The sequence below is a fragment of the Coleofasciculus sp. C1-SOL-03 genome, assembly GCF_040220555.1.
Lineage (GTDB): Bacteria > Cyanobacteriota > Cyanobacteriia > Cyanobacteriales > Coleofasciculaceae > Coleofasciculus.
The window spans coordinates 1-20,927 of record NZ_JAVJUO010000203.1 but is presented as its reverse complement, the minus strand read 5'-3'; the positions used below and the strand labels follow the sequence as shown (position 1 = coordinate 20,927).

Genomic DNA, 20,927 nt, shown 5'->3' with positions numbered 1-20,927 from the left:
AGGAGGGCGGGTTTTGTTGTTCCGTTATTGGTGAGGAGGGCGGGTTTTGTTGTTCCGTTATTGGTGAGGAGGGCGGGTTTTGTTGTTCCGTTATTTCAGTAATAGCTGACGTTAGTTCCTAAACCCGCCCCTACAGTCCCTAAACCCGCCCCTACAGTCCCTAAACCTGCCCCTACAATTAACTTAAATTAACTCGAATAATTTTAGGTAAACGAACAATTTCTGACGCCCCCTCCTCACTGAGTTGATTTGCCGTTAATGACTTGACTAAATCAGAAATGCCTTCTGCTCCGTTTTGTTGCAGGGTTTGCAAAAGTTGATAACTGTGGCTAATTAACTCGGTTACCTGAATGTCCTCATAAATAGGTTGGTAGTCATCTAAGCGTCTAATCCCCTCTCCCAGCAAGATGACAGCCCCACGCCAGTTAAGATTATTGAGATGGTAGCAAGCGACCGAAATTTGTAAAATGCCTTGATAAAACTGCTTGTTGGGTTCAACAGCCTCCATCCACAATGCCTCTAAGGTGTCGTGACAGGCATAAAATTCCTGTTGATTAAATTGCTCGACACCTTGCCAAAATTGCTCAGTCATGAGTGATGAATTCCAATGTATGAGTCATTGGTCATTTAAGGTGAAAAATGACCAATGACAATAAAGACAATTAAGCCATGCTATCTCGAACGGATTGAAGCTCCTCTAAGGCAATTTCCTGATTTTCCCCAGAAAATTCGTTGTCTGGTGTCAAAAACAACATACAGTGGCATTCTTTGCGCTCACGCATGGGGATGCAAGGACAATTCCAGTAGGTGGCTTTCACCTCCGCTTCTTTGTCTTCATAATGGCGGCACGGACATAGGGGTGAACCTAAATCATCTTTGTGTTTCGCTAGTCCTTCGATGACGACAGCCGTTACCGACGGGTCAGCACAAAAGTAAGTGCCCGTTCGTTTAGCATAGGTTTCGGCAAAATTCTTCATCGCCGCTAGTGTTTTCTCCTTGGAAAGATTTGTGCTTTCTGATGTACTCATAAGTAAAATTCGCTAGATACCTTATTCCTTAGTGTGGTTGTTCACTTTTCTTTGCATTTTAACGCACGCCTTCTAAGGAGTCGGATTTTCATGAAAGTGAACGGTTGAGATTAGGCAACAGGCAACAGGGAACCAGTAAAACCCTTGATATACAGTAGGGTGTCAACTTAAGCCACATTACCCACGATAGGATACTGGGTGTGGGGTGTGGGGTGTGGGGTGTGGGGTATGGGGTATGGGGTATGGGGTGTGGGGTATGGGGTATGGGGTGTGGGGTGTGGGGTATGGGGTGTGGGGTGTGGGGTGTCGGGTGTGGGGTGTGGGGTGTCGGGTGTGGGGTGTGGGGTGTCGGGTGTGGGGTGTCGGGTGTGGGGTGTCGGGTGTCAGGTGTCGGGTGTCGGGTGTCGGGTGTCAGGTGTCGGGTGTCGGGTGTCGGGAAAAATTGAACTTTACTCAGAGAGTCACCAAAAACTCTATTGTTTATTCATTTTGACCCTGAAGTCCTTCCAGTTGACGGCGCTGGCTCGCCAGAAAGAGCGCTCGCTCCTTACCCTATCTCCTGTTATGGGCTTTTGTGTTCCTTACCGAGAAGCCCCACACCCCACACCCCATACCCCACACCCTGCCTACCTTTGACGCGAGCTTGTCACCCCTTCAGAGGGTGGACACTGCCCACCAGCCTCATCTGAGCGTGCCATTCCGGTTAAATCCGGGTAAGGGACTGTTGTAGTTGACGTTGTAAGGGTTCCTCTTTATCAATAATTTTACCCGCGCAATTGGTCAGTCCTGAGGTGTGTCGTTCGGGTTGGGCTACTGTGGATGGCGACCAAAATAACCAACGACTACCCGGAGGGAGGGAATTGAGACTGGCGGATTGTTGGGTGAGCCAAATCAAGGGAAGATGGGGAGGATCACCCGCGTCTGCATCTTCTTTAGGTTGGGTTGCAGCTAGGGCTTCTAATACAACTTGATTCCCGTGTAATAATCCGGTTCTCGCTGTCCAGAGTCTAGCATCAAGCTGACGAGAACAGGCATAGAAATAGAGGGAAGCGGCGGCAATCACGGCTGATTCAAAATCCTCGGATCGCCAACTTACCGCGCTATCGAGGCAAATGACAATTTCTTGAGACCCGGTAAAGACTTCTAACTCCCGTACCATTAATTCTCCATAACGGGCGCTGGTACGCCAGTGAATCAGACGAGTTGGATCACCAACGCGGTAAGGTCTCAGCGATCGCGTCAGGTCTTCGGTGGCGGATTGAGAACGGCGATCGCTTAACAGTTGTAGACTATCATCTGTGCCAATTTCATCAACAATTGGACAACTGGTCAAAGGTAATACTGTAGGATAAACAATCGCTGTGGCTGGCCCATGGCGGCTACGACGACACCAAAATAATCCTAAGGGGTTTCCGGTTCTCAGTTGGATTTCATGCCAGTGGTAGACGCCCCGCTTTTGGGTGGAATGAAAATAAACCCAGTGATAGACTCCCCTCGGCGTAATGGTTTCGATCGCAGTTTGCACGGGTTTTCCCAGTTCTGATTGGAGAATGTCCTGAACTTGTAATAGCGTTTTGGATTTAGGGGTGGGATTTTCAATATCGATTTCAATGGTGAGTTCGTCACCCACACTAACCGGAAAGATAGGATGGCGGTGAACTTTCAGATGACGTAGCGATCGCGGCGGTAAGATAACCGCTAATCCCAGTAGCGCAAATGTGATACCACTGATGACATAAAGCCACCCCGACATGGTATTGGTCGCCGCGCCAAAGAAACAAATCGCAATACCCGCTAATATCCATCCAGCATAAGCAGGAGTCACCCAATGGGTTTCTAACCAATCCGTGATTCGAGTAATGATTCCCATCTGATATCAAATTACATGTTGGTATTGCCCAAGGCAGAAGAAAGAGGGTTCCAGTGCAGAAGGTGGATTATGCAGACTTAACTCCTATCACGCTCAAGCGAGGGATTAACATTCTGATTGATAAAACCATGCCGTTAGCGCCACCGCCAAAGCATCTGCTGCATCATCAGGCTTAGGTATACTCTCTAAATTTAACTCTCGCGCCACCGCTTGCTGTACCTCGTGCTTATCCGCATTCCCATAACCTGTCAACGCTTGCTTCACCTGTCCTGGTGTAAACTCTACCATTGGCACCTGATGCTGGGCTGACACCAACGTGACCACCCCCCGCGCCTGAGCCACAGTAATTGTATTACCCATCCGGTAAAAAAACAGCTTCTCTACGGCAACGAGATCCGGTTCGCATTGCTCCAGAATCGTATGCAAATCTTCATAAATTGTACAGAGTCGCTGCCCCATCTGGGTCTTTGCTGGTGTTTGAATTACCCCAAAATCCAATAACTGCACCGATTCAGATGTTGATTTTCCCCGAACCTTGGTCATCTGTTTGACTTCGGCTTGGCAGATAATTGCCCCAAAGCCTAAAATCGCTAGCCCTGGGTCTAGTCCTAAAATTCGCTTTCCCATCGACCTTGCCGTATCCTAGAACACCAGTCTAGTTATTTTGCTCAATTAATCGCCATCCCAGTATAATTCCCCAAATGTATCCTGACCGACCTATCCCAAAGAGCTAATAAAGAATATGGCACAGTTGACAGCCGACAACTCTCCACTCATGTCAAGGACTTGAGCAATTGCACTGCTCTTAGCTAAAGTCTATCCAGTTTTGTTCTCTGTTTCTGGTATCAGCGATGTCCTCAATTAGTCTCCTCAAACGCGCTCTACGTACCCTGCACAACGAGTCAAGAGGTAGGACGCCTCGACAAGTTAATCGGTGGTTTAAGTGGTTAGCCCCTGGACTGTTCGTCAAACGCTGGTTGCTGTTGAGCGCCATCGGTGTACTACTGACAAGTCTGGGGGTGGCGATTTGGGCAAAGCTGACCCCCATTTTTTACTTAATCCAATTTACGTCCACCGTTCTGGAAACGATTGCGACGGTTATCCCCAACTACGTATCCGGACCGATCGCGATTATTTGCGGTTTAATTTTCATCTTCTGGGGACAAACCCGGACGGTGGGTTCGATTACTGAGGCATTAAAACCCGGAGGCGATGAAGAACTGGTAGACATGCTGATCGCCCATCGTCGTCTGTATCGCGGTCCAAAAATTGTGGTTGTGGGAGGCGGTACGGGGTTGTCTACCTTACTCCGAGGACTGAAAATTTACAGCGCCCATATCACTGCCATTGTCACTGTAGCCGATGATGGCGGTTCTTCGGGGCGACTGCGGCAAGAATTTGGGGTTTTGCCGCCGGGAGATATTCGCAACTGTTTAGCCGCCCTAGCTGACCAAGAAAAATTACTCACTGAACTGTTTCAATACCGCTTCTCAGCGGGGAATGGTCTAGTGGGTCACAGTTTTGGCAATTTATTTCTGACGGCAATGAGCGAGATTACCGGAGACTTAGAACGGGCAATTGCCGCCAGTTCTCAAGTCTTAGCCGTGCGAGGACGAGTCCTCCCCGCGACATTGAGTGATGTCTGTCTCTGGGCAGAATTAGAAGATGGGCGTCGGATTGAAGGCGAATCGAATATTACGGCTGCTAATGGTAAAATTATCAAGATGGGTTGCACGCCAGAAAATCCTCCGGCTCTGCCCGCCGTCCTCAAAGCGATTCACGACGCTGATTACATTATTGTCGGTCCAGGTAGTCTATATACCAGCATCGTGCCGAATCTGTTAGTCCCAGAAATTACTGATGCGATCGCGGCAAGTACTGCTCCCCGGATCTATGTGTGTAATATCATGACTCAACCCGGTGAAACCGATGGATATACGGTGGCTGATCACATTCGCGCCTTAGACCATGCCTGTGGTCACTCGTTGTTTGATGCGGTTTTAGTGCATCGAAAAGTGCCTTCTGCCGAAGCCTTGATTAAATATGCCCAAGTCAATTCCCACCCCGTTTTTCTAGATCGCGAAGCAACCGAGAAGTTAGGACGCCGCATTGTCTTAGCGAATGTGATGGATGAAGATGAGAACACAAATCTAGTGCGCCATAATCCGGAAAAGTTAGCACGGGTGTTACTACGTTGGTACAGTCGCGCTCATCTGGTGTAAATTCATCTACATCTGGGTTATCTATCCCCGTTTTGGTAGGGACAAGGCAGAAGGTAGAGGGCAGTAGGAGTAAAAGGTAGGAATGAGTAAACTCCGTCTAACCGATGCACAAGCCACGCGATCGCTTGGTGTTCGTCTGGGGGAATCTTTGCCCGCAGGGAGTGTGATTTTGCTAGAAGGAGATTTAGGGGCAGGTAAAACCACACTGGTGCAGGGAATTGGGGCAGGCTTGGGCATCACCGAGGCGATCGTCAGTCCTACGTTTACTTTAATTAATGAATATCCCGAAGGACGCATTCCTCTCTATCATCTAGATTTGTACCGCCTAGAACCGGAAGCCGTAGCCGCGTTAGACCCAGAAAGCTATTGGGAAGGCGTAGAAATGCCCTTGGGAATTGTCGCGATCGAGTGGGCGGATCGATTACCCTATTTACCAGAATCTTATCTGCATCTGAATTTAACCTATTTAAGCGAGGGTGGACGTCAAGCCCAACTGACTTCTGTTTCAAGGGGAAAATCTGAGGCGGCGATAGAACTTTTCTAAGTTGAAGTCGCAGGTAAGTAGGTTGGTGGAAATAAACTCAACTATATTAAGTTGTGTAAACAGCCCTCAAACCCTTACAAAGGACGTAGCTTGCATCTTTTCGGGAAGCGAGTATGACGCTCAAAACCGTTAACTTTTATTGTGCCTACCTGCTTAATCCTGACTGTTCCCTGTTTCAGATGGAAAGCTGAACCGAAAAATGACAAACTTAACCAGAGTAAGCAACAACTCGCCTAAACTCATTATGGGGGAGATTGAGCCAAGCCAATTCTGGTAGAGATGAAAAAACACCATCAATTCTACCCCAGACCAAGGGAGTAAGTCTTATGTCTTTCTCCGTAGCACAGGGGAAAGTCTTAGGTGATTGGAGTGCAGGTGCATTGAATGGATAGAGGTACAAATGAGCGATCGCAACAAGTCCTACGAACAACTCATGGCGGAAGTGGCATCCCTACGCCGACAAGTGATTAAACTGAAAATGACTAAAATGGCGTTTGATGCCCAACATCAGCTCATGAGAACCTTTGCCACAACCTTGCAAGCGGCGAGGGGAACATTGATGGTTAGGGCGATGTTGCAACAAATTGTTACAATTGGAACCAAGCTAACTCGGGCTGAATCCAGTAGTTTGTTCTTACTGGATGCCAATGGCGTTGTCACTGAAAGTATTCTGGCTCGTGGTGCGACGCTACGGGGACAAAAACAACGGCTGATTGGTCAAGTGTTAGATAAAGGATTAGCAGGTTGGGTCTATCGTCACCGCAAACTTGGACTGATTACGGATACAATCGAGGACGAGCGTTGGTTGACCTTACCCAATCAACCTTACACCGTTCGCTCCGCCCTAGGTGTGCCGATTCTTATGGGAAAAGAAGTCCTCGGCATTCTCACATTAACCCACTCACGACCCGGACATTTTAGCCCGGAATCGGCTCATCTGATGCAAATCACAGCAGAATCTATGGCATTGGTGCTTGACAATGCTCGCCTCTATCATGAACGTCAGCAGCAAGAACTGGACTTAGAATTAAAGCAGACTCAACCGGAAAAAACGGCTCAATCTCGCCAAACTATACCTTCATCCTTCAGCGAGAAAGAATTTTCCCGCATTGGTATGTATATCCTGTTTGGAGAAGGAAATTTTCTCTATGTCAATCCTCGATTAGCGGAAATTTTTGGTTATACGTTTGGAGAACTGATTTCGTTAGAATCGGTTCTAGAACTTGTATGTCTAGACAATCGCAAGTTTATTGAACAACAAATCCATAGCTGCATTCAGGGTCAAAGTAAAAACCTTTACTGTCGTTTCAAAGGACAGCGGAAAGACAGGAGTTTGATCAATGTGGAAGTTTATGGAAATCGGACTAAACTTTATGGTCGGTTTGTGATTATCGGGGCGCTCAGAGTAATTTGATTATAATAAAAAACGCCATGGGTATAAATTCTCCATGAGAATACATCCTAAAATTATTCTGCATCAGAGTTGTCTTAGTATTACAGTATAAAAGAATTCTAAAACTTAAATAAACCATGAATCAACCTCAAGCGATAAAAACGTTGCTAGAATCCGTTGCGGCTGGCGAAATCAGTCCGGCAGTGGCGTTAGATAAACTAAAACATTTTACCTTTGAGTCGGTTAGTGACTTTGCTAAAATTGACCATCACCGTAGCTTAAGAACAGGCTTTCCAGAAGTCATTTGGGGTTTAGGTAAAACACCGGATCAAATTGCACAAATTATGGCAGTAATGCGGCAACGCGGTTCAGTGGTGATGGCAACTCGCATTGAACCGGAGGTGTTTGCCGAACTGCAAGTTACAGTCCCGGATATCCACTATTATCCGACTGCCCGGATTTGTGCGATCGCGCCAGAAACGATTCCATCGAGTTGTCCAGGAACCATAGGGATTATATGCGCGGGAACCTCAGACTTATGGGTGGCTGAAGAAGCAGCGGTTACAGCTCAACTGTGTGGGTTTCAGGTACAGCGTCTCTGGGATGTGGGTGTAGCGGGACTTCACCGCTTGCTGAGTCATCAGCAGGTGATTGCTGAGGCGAATGTGCTAATTGTTGTAGCCGGGATGGAAGGTGCGTTACCTAGTGTTGTGGCGGGTTTAGCGGATTCTCCAGTCATTGCCGTTCCCACAAGTATCGGCTACGGTGCCAGTTTTGGCGGACTTGCTCCTCTTTTAACTATGCTCAATTCTTGTGCGCCAGGAGTGGGTGTGGTGAATATTGATAATGGTTTTGGGGCGGCAATTTTGGCGGGTCAAATTCTGCGGACAGCACAGAAGTTATCCAGGGAATAGGGAATGAGGAATAGAGAACAGGGAACAAAAAAATGCGTTTACTGTTACAATTAAGGCTTTGATTAAAAACCTTGCACCAATAAACCGAAATCTTAATTAAGGAAAATTTCCAACCAATTCCTTGATCACAAAAGTTTAGCTTATCCTAATTGAAGTCTTGAATAGGTTTTCCCAAATAGAGTTTGATGATAGGTTATCCTGATTGGTAGAGGCATCGCTACCTGAGCCTAACTTTGACATTAATGTCATCAACCCATAACCTGTGATCTGTTCCCATACCGGATAAACCCTGATGGATGCCATCACTATATTATTATTGATTAGCGGCTTTGTTTTGTTGGTTGTCGGAGCCGAAATTCTGGTACGGGGAGCATCCAAATTGGCTGTAGCGGCTGGACTGTCCCCCCTAGTCGTGGGATTAACGGTTGTTGCCTATGGCACTAGCGCTCCGGAATTAGCCGTATCTGTACAATCTAGCTATGCCGGACAAGCCGATATCGCCATTGGGAACGTTGTGGGTAGCAACATTGCCAATATCTTGCTGATTCTGGGTAGTTCCGCCGCCGTTGCTCCCCTGATTGTCTCGCGACAGTTGGTGCGACTGGATGCGCCTTTAATGACTGGATTATCGTTACTGGTGTGGTTAATGGGGTGGGACGGTAAACTGAGTCGAGGAGATGGGATTTTCCTGGTTATGGGCGCGATCGCTTACACTCTATTTACCCTCTACCAAGGACGTCGGGAAAGCCAAGCCCAAGAAGACTCCTCAGAAAGCCCCAATCATCGCTCTCGTCAAGGCATCTATCAGATTTTACTAAATCTCGGACTAATTATTGGCGGTGTAGGCATGTTGGTACTCGGATCAAACAACCTGATTCAAGGTTCTGTCGATATCGCCCAAGCCCTTGGCATCAGTGAATTAATTATCGGCTTAACCATTGTTGCCGCCGGAACTTCGCTACCCGAAATTGCCACATCAATTGTAGCGGGTATTCGAGGTGAACGGGATATTGCCGTTGGGAATGCCGTTGGCAGTAATATTTTTAATCTCCTATTGGTGTTGGGAGTGTGTAGTGTTGTTGCACCTGATGGCATCGCTGTATCCATGCCTGCTACCAATTTTGACATTCCGGTCATGATTGCTGTCGCTGTCGCTTGCCTGCCAATTTTCTTTACGGGCTATCGTATTGCTCGCTGGGAAGGAATTCTGTTTCTGGCATACTATGTTGCTTATACGATGTATTTGTTTCTCAACGCCACTGAACATGATGCCTTAGAAGAATTTAGCGCGATCATGCTCCTATTTGTGATGCCGTTAACTCTCCTAACACTGGTTATTCTGGCGATTCGTTCCTTCCGCAAAACTTGATCCTTAATGGGAGAAGTGTTAAGTGTTGAGCCTTCACTGGGTTCGAGGACATGGTTTTGCTTATCTCCCCTGCTTCCCGGTTCTCCTGTTCCGCCGCACTGCACTAGCTGCGCCAATCTGGGAATTTACCCTGAAGACAAGCCGAGATTTCTGGTGTCCACTGTTCTTCTAAGGTCATTAACCATGCCTCGAACTTATCATCTGTAGCTGAGTTTACAGTCTGGTATTGTAATTTGAGGAAAGCTTTCTGAGTGTGGGTCAATTTGGAGGATTGGAATTGATGCAATTGTGAAGCCATAATGTAAATCAGACTGACTTAACTGTTATGTCAATTGTCATCCGCCATAAGGCTTATTGGAAACAGCATTTTTACGGATTTTTCCAGAACTTTTGTAGAGGAGTTTAACAAGTTGTCGATAGGTAGAATCTCGCAACCTGTTCAACTTAATGTTTACTGCCAAGGTCAAGGCTTTCCGATTCTGTGTCTGCATGGTCATCCGGGATCAGGGCGTTGTCTGTCGGTTTTTACCGACCACCTATCTCAACGATTTCAAACGCTGTCTCCTGACTTGCGCGGATATGGTCGCAGTCGTACCGTAGAAGCGTTTGAGATGGGCAACCACTTGATAGATTTAGAACAGGTACTGAACCGCTTTGAGATCAATCGTTGTTTGGTTCTCGGCTGGTCTCTCGGTGGAATTCTCGCCATGGAATTAGCGCTAAGGCTACCTGAGAGAGTGAGTGGTTTAATTTTAATCGCTACAGCCGCACGACCTAGAGGAAACCATCCGGCGATCGCGTGGCAGGATAATCTCTATACTGGGATCGCCTCCCTATTGAATCGCCTCTCTCCAGGATGGCGATGGAACATTGAAACCTTTGGCAAGCGATCGCTCTATCGCTATCTCATCCAAAACCATAGTGCCACAACTTACCAGTATTTGGCACAGGAAGCCTTAGTCGCTTATCTGCAAACCTCTAAGGCGGCGACTGATGCCCTTAACCAAGCATTGAAAGCAAGATACAATAGACTGGCTGACCTAGAACAAATTCAATGTCCCTGTCTGGTATTAGCGGGAGAAGCGGATCGCCACATTACCGCTCAATCGAGTCAAGAAACGGCTCAACATCTACGAGAATCTGAGTGGCGTTGTTATCCTCATACAGCTCACCTGTTTCCGTGGGAAATTCCCAATCAGGTACTCCGTGATATTGATGATTGGATTCAACGCCATCCTCAAGTTGTTGATCTCAAGGGTTGACAAGAACCTTAAAAAAGGGATCGGGTATATAGCGAATGTGTAGGGGCGGGTTTAGGGATTTTCTTGTAGCTATTGATGGTAACGTTTCTACAAAACCCGCCCTGACTGTTCCAGACGTAGCAGGCTACGTCTCTACACCTCATCTCCCCCTGCTCCCTCTGCTCCCTCTGCTCCCCCAGCTTCCCGACACCTGACACGACGTTCTAGGAAAGGTTGCCACTGAACACTGGTATTTTCGCACTAACCTTGAATTCTTCTGATTCTTCATCAAAAATTGTCAGGTTAGTCGGCTTGCAGCGCATGATAGTTACAGAAATCCCTTGAGCGCCTTCATTTTCTAGATCTTCAATATATCCACCTTGAGCGGATTCAGCTTCCTGTTTGCTGGAGAACGGACCGAAATAATAGGTGCATCGGGGATCGTCTGTGATAATTTCTACCCAAAATGCCAAGCCTAAAAATTGGAGACTGTTGATCAAAACTTCTTTCATGTTCATTACCTACGTCGATGGGATGCTATGTGATCTTGTTAATTTCCAGTTGTTTACATTTTGTTATACTACTTTATGTTTCCTTTTTCCAAGAATTTTTGCTGAGATCGTCAAGATACAGGGGATTGACCCAACGCTGACGATAGGTTTCATACAAGGTCATGGCGGCGGCGACAGAAGCGTTGAGGCTAGGAGTCTTGCCATACAGAGGAATCGAAACCAAGACATCACAGCAGCGTTGAGTTCTCAAACTCAGCCCACTACCTTCTGAACCAATCACTAATACTATCGAACCGCTTAAGTCAACGGTGTGTAGTAGTTTACCAGCGTCAGCACAAGTCCCATAAATCCAAAACCCAGCAGTTTTCAGTTCCTCCAAGGCACGACTCAGATTGACCACTCTGGCAATGGGTAAGGTTTCTAATGCACCGGCTGCTACTTTCATCACGGTGGAAGTAACGCCTACTGCTCGTCGTTGGGGAATGACTAACCCTTGAGCGCCCAAGGCTTCCGCAGTACGAATAATAGCACCTAAATTGTGGGGATCAGTAATCCCATCACAAACAATAATCACGGGGTATTGACTGGTGGATTTAGCCGCTTCAATTAAATCCCCTAATTCTTGGTAAGAGTAAGGTGCTGCTTGAGCCGCTACACCTTGATGATTAGCCCCTTGAGTAACTTGGTTGAGGCGTCGCGAATCGACTTCATCAATCACTGTACCATTGGCTTTAGCTTGCAACAGCAATGAGTGAAAGCGGTGATCGTAGCGTAACTGCGGTAGAATCCACACCCGATTAAGCTGACGTTGATTTTCCAAGGCGGCTAGGACAGGGTGACGTCCATAGAGTAAGTCAACATCTTCTGACAAAGTGGACTCAGATTCCCTTGGTTCTGGCGACGACGGTTGGGGATCACAGCGACGTTTTAGAACAGGTTTATCTGGGGAGCGTTGATCTCTAGGGAATTTACCTTTCGAGGAGGGACGGCGTTGGTCACGTGGAAACTTCCCTCGCTTCGGTTTGCTAGAGGTGTGAGAGCGGCGATCTTGATTAGCCATAATATTTAGGAAAATTTAAAGTTTGCGGTGGGGGTAGGGAGCAGGGGGAGATGGGGGAGATGGGGAAGCAATGTAGAGACGTGCCATGGCGCGTCTGGGAAGCTGGGGGAGATATTAGCTGTTCAGTTATTTCTGCCTTCTTGCACTAGACATAAATTCTGTATACTACGAAATGTTAACAAGCCTCAATTCCTTACTGTTCCCTGTTCCCTGTTCCCTGTTCCCTGTTCCCTGTTCCCTGTTCCCTGTTCCCTGTTCCCTGTTCCCTGTTCCCTGTTCCCTGTTCCCTGTTAACTGTTAACTGTTCATTCAGGAGAATCAAGTTCCAAATACGCCAATAACTGAGTCAAACGTTGGGGATCAGTCAGATACAGATATCCCAGTAATGTTTCTAAGCTGGTGGCTTGTTGATAGACTTTGCGATTCAGGCGTCGTGACGTTCCAGTCGCCGCATTCCGTCCACGTCGCAATAGTGCTAATTCAGGTTCAGTAAGGTAAGGTTCAAGCGATCGCAGTGTATTGGCTTGACTTTCGGCGCGGACTTGAGCCACGACTTGATCATGATAATCACATAAACGTTTAGGGGGGAGTAAATAGTGACTGCGGATATAGAGTTCATACACAGCATCTCCCAGATACGCCAACGCCGCCGGGGAAATCTGTTGGATTTGGCATTGGGGATCGGCAGCAGCATTCAAATGCCGAAATCGGGCTTCTGTCCCAGAACAGGCTGAACTATTATCTGTGCTGTTTGCCGTTTCTTCCTGCTGCTCCATATAACTCAGACGAAATGAAGGGCAATATGAATGCCCGCCACTATTTTATCAAAGGCAGAGAACAGAGGGGCTGGTAACGGAGAGGGCATAGACCAAATAACGGGAAATCCCCTGCCAGACTGTCAGGGGATGAGTGCCACAGTTTTGTTCAATTATTTTTTGACATTATCCAAGGCTACGTCAACCGACGGTTGAAGTGAGAGAAATTTTTCTAGACGCACGAGTTTTACCGTTTGAGTTACACGGGGATTGGTGACAATTTGTAATTTTCCCTCAGCGGTTTGAGCCTTTTTCGCTATACGCACTAAAGCGCCTAAGCCCGAACTATCCACGAAATCGATCTTTGAGAGATCCAAAATAATATTTTTCGGTCCCTCATCGACACATTTACCAATCACCTTCCCAAACGTTGGTTCTGAGAAGGCATCTAACAATCCAGTCAGACGGAAAAGTTGATAATTGCTTTTGACCTCACGAGTCCCTCTTAAGCTGACTGTCAGGTTGAGTTGCTCAGGAATAACACCCTCCTAGCTGTACTTACACTAAACGATTCAACATGGGTTGGTGATTTACCAGCGATCAAGCTATTCGATAGTATAGCGAGAAGTTTACGGATCATCCACATAGAGCGGGGTGGGCGTGAAAATAACCCACCTTCTACCCCTTGCCTTCTACCTGCTTCAAGTAGAGGCTTTGTGCGATCGCATGGATTCGACAAACTGATCAAACAAGTAGTCGGCATCATGAGGACCCGGACTTGCTTCTGGATGGTATTGCACCGAGAAAAATGGTAGCGTCTTATGACGCAATCCTGCCACAGTCCGGTCATTCAGGTTGAGGTGCGTAATTTCCACATCCGCCCCTAAGGACTCAGAATTGATGGCAAATCCATGGTTTTGGCTGGTAATTTCTACCCGTTGCTGTAACCCAGCCGGGTGATTCAACCCACGATGTCCAAATTTTAGCTTAAAGGTTTCAGCACCCATAGAAAGACCTAAGATCTGGTGTCCCATGCAGATGCCAAATAGGGGTTTTTCCTGGGCTAACAACGCTTTGGTCGTTTCGATCCCGTCCCTAACTGCGGCTGGATCACCGGGTCCATTGGAGAGGAAAATCCCATCGGGGTTGTACTTAAGAATGTCTTCGGAGGATGTATCCGCCGGCACCACGATCACGCGACAACCGTAGCTGGCTAAACGCCGCAGAATATTGCGTTTGATGCCAAAATCGATCGCCACTACCGTTAAGGATTCACCCGCCGCCGATTCCGCCGAGGGACGAAACTCCCAATGATTATCCGTGGTTTCCGACCACTCGTAAACTGCTTTGGTGGTCACTTCCTGCACCAGATTTAACCCCGCCATATTCGGCGCGGCTTGCACTTGTTGTAGTAATTGGGCGGGATCAAGAATTTCTGTGGAAATACCGCCATTCATCGCCCCAGTTGAACGCAGTTTGCGAGTCAGCGCCCTGGTATCAATCCCGTAAATTCCGGGGATCTGGTGTTGTTTAAGGTAATCGGGGAAAGACTGGGTCGAACGCCAATTACTGGGACGCCAACAAATATTTCGGGCGATCGCCCCCCGGATCTGAGGATGGGCGGATTCTTCATCCTCTGGGTTAACCCCGGTGTTTCCCAGTTCGGGATAGGTAAACGTGACAATCTGACCACAGTAGCTGGGATCGGTTGCCACTTCTTGATACCCCGTCATGGCGGTATTAAAGACAACTTCTCCAATCGCCGTACCTGAAGCGCCGAAAGACCAACCCTGGTAGGATGTTCCATCCGCCAGTACCAGAAGCGCTGGTGTAGCTGCTGAAATAGGCATAAGCAGTGTGTTGTTAATTTCTAAGAGTAGGATAACTCGAACACTCAACTGAGGCGCTATTGTCCCATGGCAATGGAAAAACTGGCGAGGATTTGTGGCAGCGATTGTGAAAATTCCCCCGACTGGATCAGTCTGGGGGAAGGAAGCTATGAGGAAATTTGAAGGGAAATAAGCATTACTGGGGCGTCGATTTCACCTTGATGGTTGAAATGCTAACCGCCTTCACCGTAATGCCACCTACACCAAACAGATATGAATGGATGGAGGTTATTAGAGTGTGACTTTTATAATCATCGATTGCCCACCGCCTGAGCAAGATCAGTTGTCGTCTCCGTTCAGATCAGCCAAACTGATCTTGATTGTTTAGCACTTAAATGATAGGAAAAAAATACGAAAGCGTTCGTTCATAATAAAAATAAATTGCTCAAGAGCTTGTTTGAGCCTATGTCATTTTGCGATCGCGGCGTCATTCTGTTTATTTCTGGCACCTTAGCCTTAACCACAGGGGCTTGTAGCCGTTTGGAGTCCTCCAGAGGGTCTGAGGAGTCCTCGCAACCCATGGTTACCTCGACAACGCCTAGGGTTTCCCCTCAACCCTCGACACCTCCGGAATCGGCGGAAACTGAGACACAGCCAACTGCCACAGAACTGTATAAACAAGCGCTAGATGCTGCCTATAGTGCCGCGACGATTAGTCAATCGGCTCAATCGGCGGATGATTGGCAGTTAGTGATCAGCCGTTGGCAAGAGGCGATCGCACTTTTAGAAGCGGTGTCATCGTCGAGTCCCAACTATGCGATCGCGCAATCGAAGATCGCTGAATATAAACGCAATCTTAACATAGCCCAACAACAAGCCACTCGTCCTCGTCCTCCTGATCCTGAACCCCTAAGCGTCGCCACAAAAACAGTTACGAAATCTCCCGATTCTTCAGACACAGATACTGATAATCCGACGACATCCGAGAACCCATTACCGGGAAATAGAGACACTGCCAAAATCGTTAAAGCGCCGATCAAACAGCGCATTGGTAACACTCCCGTGATTGAAGTAATCTTTAATGGTGAACAAACCTTTAACATGGTCGTTGATACAGGGGCAAGTGGTACGGTAATTACTCAAGCCATGGCACAGCGTCTGGGTGTCGTTCCAGAGGGTGAAATTACTGCCGATACAGCCAGTGCTAAGGGAGTTAAATTTGCCATTGGTCAAGTTAAATCGATCGCGGTGGGAGAAGCGGTGCAACAGAATATAAATGTCGCGATCGGCGGGGCAAATTTAGACGTGGGATTATTGGGTCAAGACTTCTATCGTTACTATGATGTCGTGATTCGAGAAAATGTTGTTGAATTTCACCACCGTCAAGAGGAAAACTCTAATTAGGGGCTGCTGAATAAGTGTTGTGGTGGAGATGGGGAAGCAATGTAGAGACGTGCCATGGCACGTCTGGGAGCAGGGGAAGCTGGGGAAGTTAACTCAAAACTCTACCTGTTGTCTGTTGTCTGTTCCCTGTTCCCTGTTCCCTGTTGTCTGTTGTCTGTTGTCTGTTCCCTGTTCCCTGTTCCCTGTTCCCTGTTGACATTCTACTTAGGTTCAAGAATAACAATCATTTCAAAACTATGAGTAGAAGGGTTGTCTTGAGTCACAGTTCCGCCGAGTCCTTGCACAGAATTTAAAATAGCTAAAGCGGTTTGGGTATCAGGGTCAGCTTCTGGTGTGTCTGGGGTGGTATTTTCGATAAAATCATTGACCACTGTCATCGTTTTATCCATATCTAAATAAAAGTAACCACTGTTAGATTCAGGTAAAGCTTCAGTTACCGTAATAAACGATTCACTTTGATCCAGAGACGGTTCAGGATTCGCCAGCATTGTTTCAACCATCGGTTCGCCAATAGCGATAAACAGTGAATTCTGGTTTAGCCAACCATGTCCTAACCAGGTTCCTTGTCCCGGAATTGTCCATTCGGTAACCGATTGTCCTTGAACGGTTCGGGGTGACACTTGAATGGTATTTTGTTGGGCGAGGGTATCAAGTTGAGTTAACGTCGCTTGGGCGGTGGCGCGATCGCTGGTTTGAAAGACGATCACTCCGCCAAAGCCAATGGGGGCGAGTATCCCTTCTGTGGAGGGAATCACGCCGACGGCAAATTCCCCATCCATCCAGCCAAAGATATCCTGATCCACGTCTAAATTAATGCTATTGGCGGCACTTCTGAGACTGTTGAGTCCTTGCTGTAATTGGGGATCGGTTTGGGCGGATTGGGCGATCGCCTCCCATCCCTGGCTAATCCCATTTCCGGTTAACAGCATCATCGTGGAAGCGGGGAATTGACTGATAATTTGACCGGGATTGGGTTGAAATTCGACTTGAATTTCCGAGGGTTCAACATTAGCGATGGTTTTCAGCCGGATTCCTACGTCATCAATTCCTACCCCCATTTTGACTGACTTAAACGCTTGCAATTGTTCTAAGGTAGCAGGCGGTAAGGGCGCAACTTCTGGACTATTAGCAACCATTTCTTGCACAAAAGCGGTATAGTCAGGGATGTAAAACTTGGCAACTGGGTTGAGCAGATCCATATCCTGGGAGAATAGCTGGGTAATATCTCCTTGGCTAGCCAGAGACGGTTCGCCCTTATAGCTATCAATCGCCAATTGTACAGGTTTCAAGTCTTCGGATATGACCAAATGCTGTCTCAACACCGCTGAATAGAAGGTTTCCCCCTCGTCGATTGTTTCCACAATCGTCAACCCGTTATAGTCAATCTCCTCAGTTTTTCCCAGTTTTTCGTCGGTTTTCAACTGGTTGGCAAACTTTAACAGACTGAACTTATTTTTAATAGTAACAACTGTCAACAGATTGGAGTCGTCTACCGCTTCAGGCGAAGTAGTTGGTAAAACCGCGACCATCACATTGCCCAACCACGGTTTTACATCCTCATCATAACTAATTTGGGAATCCTTAAAGGTTTCTGCTTGTAAATTTTCCAGACTCTGATTCACTAACGTTTGCAGTTCGGGCGTACCAAACTTCTGCAACTTCATCCAGGATTGAGGGTCAGTGGAAATAAAGCCCGCCATCACGGCTTCATCGGGGATAACTTTAGCACTTGCATTTGGGGTGTCGGCGACTCCCCAGAAACCTTTGGCGTAGAGATAAGCTGCACCACCCCCTACCAAGACTAGAGTTGTGCCAATTACCAGAAACTTTTTAAATGACATTTGAAATGCCTCCTAACTTGAATAAATGTTTTCAATAAATCCACGTTTCTTGATCACCCTAAATACAGGATAGTCAATCTCCTAAGTAGTCGGACTTTGATTAAAGTTAATGGTTGAGATTAGGCAACAGGGAACAGGGAACAGGCAACAGTACGGATTTGAGGCTTCTTAATATTTCTTAGTACAGCCTACAGAATTTATGTCCAGGTACTTATATTTCATGGTAGCAGGATTTATAACAAGACAGGCTTACTGTAAATAGGACTATAGCTTGACACGATATGAACAGAGGGTTGAGTAAGCCGCAGGGTGAGGGCTAGCCGAACTTGACCACTGGTATTGCGAATCGAACGATGCATGAGTTGGTCGGTAAATAAAACAAATTCTCCAGGACGCAAAACCACAGGAACGGCTTGCTGTTCTAAGTCTTCTGGCAAATTAAACAAGCGATTGCCACTAAATGGGTCTTTCATTTTAACCGAGACATCCGGAGTGAGTTGAACATTACGGATATACTCAAACCCATTCCGTTCATTAACCTCGGTGAGTGCAATGTAGACATTGATCGTTTTAGTGGTGCAAGGGTTTTGATGAGTTTTTTACCAACATTTACCAACATTTACCAACATTTTCTAGTTTTTATCAGGGGAATAGGTTTGACTCATTACCAGAAGTGATAAAAAGTATATAAAAAGTATGTACTACAGATTCAACATGGTTACATGTTGGTTTTTAAGCAAACTTCATCAATCTTTTACATTAATTAGAAGTAACTTCACAGATTCTTCACATAAACTGGTGTCAGGTTTAGTTATTATACGTTTAATATCTGCCAAAAAGATAAATATAGTGAGTTGAAATGAGTTTTCAAAGCCATGCGCGTGGAACTTTTTTCTAGTGACTTTACCGATGAAAGTTATAGTCCGCCTAAAAAAATGTTGAAAAATTGATAACGTTTAAACCATTGCCCAGCAATGGGTGTGGTGTCTTTGTCAAGACTGATTGAGACACTTTCCATCAGGTGTAGCTTATTCTCACTGTTGTTGATCAGGGCTAATTGTTTATTATATTATGACTGCTACTAAGTATTTAGACTTCCCTTATCTCTATGAATTGCTGACGGAGACAGTTCCACCTCGGTTATTGTCTCCAAGATTAAATCGAGTTTTTTCTCTTTTATCTCAGGTCAATAGGTTTTTTGAGCCACACTATCTAGAACTAGATGCGGTTCCTGATAGTGAGTTGGGTACGGGTGAATTTGCTCCTCCTACGCCATCAAACTCACCCTTAGACTATCTCTCTGGGATTGTTCCCAACCTTCCAGAACCGCCAGCTATTTCTGACTCATTGATAAAAAACGTGTTTCAGCGATTCCAGATTGACACGGCTGAAGCAGAGACAACCAGTACACCCATAGTCGTAACCGATAAGCAAGATTACCAACCGGGTGAAACAGCGACGATTACCGCGACTGGGTTTGATCCAGGTGCGGTGGTCAAATTGCAGGTGCAACATCTAGAAGCAGGTGCTGATGGTGAGTTTGGTACAGCCGATGATGTGATTGTTGCGCCTTCAGACTCAGGAAAAGGACACTATCCTTGGGTAGTGAAAGATGGAAGTCCTCGCGATCGCGATGGTCTAAAAAATGGGACGATTATCACCGAATGGTATGTGAATCCCGATGATTCGGCGAATGAAACGTTCCAGTTAACCGCTACGGATTTGAAAACTGGGGAAGCGGCTGAACCTCATATTTTCACAGACTCGGTTCTGGATTTAACCGGAGTTCAGTCAGCAGGATTTGTCAATGGTGCTTATATCGTTCGCTCTGATTTAGCGTTGGCGGATACTGGAACCAATGACTCGTTTCTCAAACTGAAAGCAAAACCGGATGAAGAAGGCTTAAACACCGATGCGGCGGTTCATCAACCCGATGTAAAGTCAGCGCGATCGCTCCAACTGTCTGAACTGCAACAAGTGACGATTGCTGGAGAAACCTTCCGCGAAGTTCGCCTGGATTTGAATGAAAAGAATAGTGCTTCTGAGATTACGCTACAAGAGTTCCGACTCTTTCTGGGCAATTCGGCTACATTGAGTGCTTATGATCCAAGCAATCAGACACTAATTGGTGCCTTAAATAATGGACAAGCTGTTTTTGATTTAGGCAGTTCAGTGCTGCTTGATGCCAGTTTCACACCAGGAACGAGTTCGTTTGATGCCTCGATTTACGTTCCTGAAACGGCTTTTTCTGGAGCAACAGGCAGTACTTATGTGTATCTCTTTTCTAAGCTTGTTAGTTCAGACGGCGGGTTTGAGGAATTTGCCGTTGCTGATGTAGCGGGAATCGATCCGGAGGGGACAATTTCGGGTCGCGTGTTTGAGGATCTGAATGGAGATGGAGATGATGAAGCGGGTGCTGATCCGAATCTAGATGGCGTCACGGTTCAATTATATTTAGATGATGGTGACGGCGTATTTGAGGCGAATGAAGGCGTCTTTGACCCAACCAAAGACTCGTTGGTCACAACGACAACTTCTGTGAATGGTTCATACTCCTTTGATGATGTTTTATCGGGTGACTATTTTGTTCGTCAGATAACCCCAACAGACCTTATTCAAACAACGACTGATCCAAGTCTAATCACAATTGGTAGTAATACGACAGTTACAGGCGTTGATTTCGGTAATGTTGAAGAGTTCGGTAGCATCAGTGGACAGAAGTTTGAAGACACTGATGGCGATGGGGTTAAAGATGTCGGTGAAGCGGGATTAGCTGGCTGGACTATCTTTATCGATAGCGATAATGACGGGGTTAAAGATGCAGAAGAAACCAGCACCACCACAGATGCTAATGGTAATTACAGCTTCACCGATTTAAGTCCAGGAAATTACACCATCCGGGAAGTTCAACAAACAGGTTGGCAACAAACCACAACCAATCCCAG

The 20,927-nt window shown here is 46.7% G+C and carries 20 protein-coding genes and 1 pseudogene; 9 read left to right on the top strand and 12 right to left on the bottom strand.

What is annotated here, in order from left to right:
• Window positions 1–178: 178 nt before the first annotated feature.
• Together RIE73_RS31325 and RIE73_RS31320 are read right to left on the bottom strand one after the other, a co-directional pair.
• Window positions 179–592, bottom strand: a complete 414-nt coding sequence (locus tag RIE73_RS31325) for a DUF309 domain-containing protein (RefSeq protein ID WP_446404885.1) — start codon at window positions 590–592, stop codon at window positions 179–181.
• A 70-nt stretch (window positions 593–662) separates the two neighbouring features.
• On the bottom strand, window positions 663–1,028 hold the full coding sequence (locus RIE73_RS31320; protein ID WP_446404884.1) for a ferredoxin thioredoxin reductase catalytic beta subunit: 366 nt from the start codon (window positions 1,026–1,028) through the stop codon (window positions 663–665).
• Window positions 1,029–1,226: 198 nt separating this feature from the next.
• On the opposite strand from RIE73_RS31320, the gene RIE73_RS31315 reads away from it, so the two are divergent.
• A complete protein-coding gene (locus RIE73_RS31315; RefSeq protein WP_446404883.1) occupies window positions 1,227–1,664 on the top strand; it encodes a hypothetical protein in 438 nt (145 codons plus the stop codon).
• A 67-nt stretch (window positions 1,665–1,731) separates the two neighbouring features.
• On the opposite strand, the gene RIE73_RS31310 is transcribed toward RIE73_RS31315, so the two are convergent.
• The gene (locus tag RIE73_RS31310; protein WP_446404882.1) at window positions 1,732–2,898 is read right to left on the bottom strand and encodes a DUF58 domain-containing protein; all 1,167 of its coding nucleotides are present in this window, start codon (window positions 2,896–2,898) and stop codon (window positions 1,732–1,734) included.
• Window positions 2,899–3,003: 105 nt separating this feature from the next.
• The gene (gene ruvC / locus RIE73_RS31305) at window positions 3,004–3,525 is read right to left on the bottom strand and encodes a crossover junction endodeoxyribonuclease RuvC (RefSeq protein WP_446404881.1); all 522 of its coding nucleotides are present in this window, start codon (window positions 3,523–3,525) and stop codon (window positions 3,004–3,006) included.
• 224 nt (window positions 3,526–3,749) lie between these two features.
• On the opposite strand from ruvC, the gene RIE73_RS31300 reads away from it, so the two are divergent.
• From RIE73_RS31300 to RIE73_RS31280, 5 genes are all read left to right on the top strand, one after another.
• On the top strand, window positions 3,750–5,120 hold the full coding sequence (locus RIE73_RS31300) for a gluconeogenesis factor YvcK family protein (RefSeq protein ID WP_446404880.1): 1,371 nt from the start codon (window positions 3,750–3,752) through the stop codon (window positions 5,118–5,120).
• Between the two features lie 82 nt (window positions 5,121–5,202).
• Window positions 5,203–5,664, top strand: a complete 462-nt coding sequence (tsaE, locus tag RIE73_RS31295; RefSeq protein WP_446404879.1) for a tRNA (adenosine(37)-N6)-threonylcarbamoyltransferase complex ATPase subunit type 1 TsaE — start codon at window positions 5,203–5,205, stop codon at window positions 5,662–5,664.
• A 400-nt stretch (window positions 5,665–6,064) separates the two neighbouring features.
• Complete coding sequence (locus RIE73_RS31290; protein WP_446404878.1) at window positions 6,065–7,078, top strand: GAF domain-containing protein; 1,014 nt, start codon at window positions 6,065–6,067, stop codon at window positions 7,076–7,078.
• Between the two features lie 116 nt (window positions 7,079–7,194).
• Window positions 7,195–7,971, top strand: coding sequence for a nickel pincer cofactor biosynthesis protein LarB (gene larB / locus RIE73_RS31285; protein WP_446404877.1), 777 nt, complete (start codon window positions 7,195–7,197; stop codon window positions 7,969–7,971).
• Window positions 7,972–8,263: 292 nt separating this feature from the next.
• On the top strand, window positions 8,264–9,340 hold the full coding sequence (locus tag RIE73_RS31280) for a calcium/sodium antiporter (RefSeq protein WP_446404876.1): 1,077 nt from the start codon (window positions 8,264–8,266) through the stop codon (window positions 9,338–9,340).
• A 103-nt stretch (window positions 9,341–9,443) separates the two neighbouring features.
• On the opposite strand, the gene RIE73_RS31275 is transcribed toward RIE73_RS31280, so the two are convergent.
• On the bottom strand, window positions 9,444–9,638 hold the full coding sequence (locus RIE73_RS31275) for a hypothetical protein (RefSeq protein ID WP_446404875.1): 195 nt from the start codon (window positions 9,636–9,638) through the stop codon (window positions 9,444–9,446).
• Window positions 9,639–9,750: 112 nt separating this feature from the next.
• On the opposite strand from RIE73_RS31275, the gene RIE73_RS31270 reads away from it, so the two are divergent.
• A complete protein-coding gene (locus tag RIE73_RS31270; RefSeq protein WP_446404874.1) occupies window positions 9,751–10,602 on the top strand; it encodes an alpha/beta fold hydrolase in 852 nt (283 codons plus the stop codon).
• A gap of 203 nt (window positions 10,603–10,805) precedes the next feature.
• Here the strand turns inward: RIE73_RS31270 and RIE73_RS31265 are convergent, their stop codons facing one another.
• From RIE73_RS31265 to carA, 5 genes are all read right to left on the bottom strand, one after another.
• Window positions 10,806–11,093, bottom strand: coding sequence for a DUF1816 domain-containing protein (locus RIE73_RS31265; RefSeq protein WP_446404873.1), 288 nt, complete (start codon window positions 11,091–11,093; stop codon window positions 10,806–10,808).
• 73 nt (window positions 11,094–11,166) lie between these two features.
• Complete coding sequence (gene rlmB / locus RIE73_RS31260) at window positions 11,167–12,153, bottom strand: 23S rRNA (guanosine(2251)-2'-O)-methyltransferase RlmB (protein WP_446404872.1); 987 nt, start codon at window positions 12,151–12,153, stop codon at window positions 11,167–11,169.
• 305 nt (window positions 12,154–12,458) lie between these two features.
• A complete protein-coding gene (locus RIE73_RS31255) occupies window positions 12,459–12,929 on the bottom strand; it encodes a Mini-ribonuclease 3 (RefSeq protein WP_446404871.1) in 471 nt (156 codons plus the stop codon).
• 152 nt (window positions 12,930–13,081) lie between these two features.
• The gene (locus tag RIE73_RS31250) at window positions 13,082–13,447 is read right to left on the bottom strand and encodes an STAS domain-containing protein (RefSeq protein WP_446404886.1); all 366 of its coding nucleotides are present in this window, start codon (window positions 13,445–13,447) and stop codon (window positions 13,082–13,084) included.
• Window positions 13,448–13,609: 162 nt separating this feature from the next.
• Window positions 13,610–14,758: a glutamine-hydrolyzing carbamoyl-phosphate synthase small subunit gene (carA, locus tag RIE73_RS31245; protein WP_446404870.1), complete on the bottom strand. Its 1,149-nt coding sequence runs from the start codon at window positions 14,756–14,758 to the stop codon at window positions 13,610–13,612.
• A gap of 420 nt (window positions 14,759–15,178) precedes the next feature.
• Here carA and RIE73_RS31240 point away from each other — a divergent pair, with 420 nt between their 5' ends.
• Window positions 15,179–16,141 (top strand): retroviral-like aspartic protease family protein, encoded by a 963-nt coding sequence (locus RIE73_RS31240; RefSeq protein WP_446404869.1) that lies wholly within the window; start codon window positions 15,179–15,181, stop codon window positions 16,139–16,141.
• A gap of 200 nt (window positions 16,142–16,341) precedes the next feature.
• Here the strand turns inward: RIE73_RS31240 and RIE73_RS31235 are convergent, their stop codons facing one another.
• Window positions 16,342–17,982 (bottom strand): DUF3352 domain-containing protein, encoded by a 1,641-nt coding sequence (locus RIE73_RS31235; RefSeq protein WP_446404868.1) that lies wholly within the window; start codon window positions 17,980–17,982, stop codon window positions 16,342–16,344.
• 233 nt (window positions 17,983–18,215) lie between these two features.
• A pseudogene (locus RIE73_RS31230) lies at window positions 18,216–18,560 on the bottom strand (phytanoyl-CoA dioxygenase family protein); the annotation flags it as partial.
• 493 nt (window positions 18,561–19,053) lie between these two features.
• Here RIE73_RS31230 and RIE73_RS31225 point away from each other — a divergent pair.
• The coding region (locus tag RIE73_RS31225; RefSeq protein WP_446404867.1) for an SdrD B-like domain-containing protein at window positions 19,054–20,927 on the top strand (1,874 nt) is incomplete at its 3' end.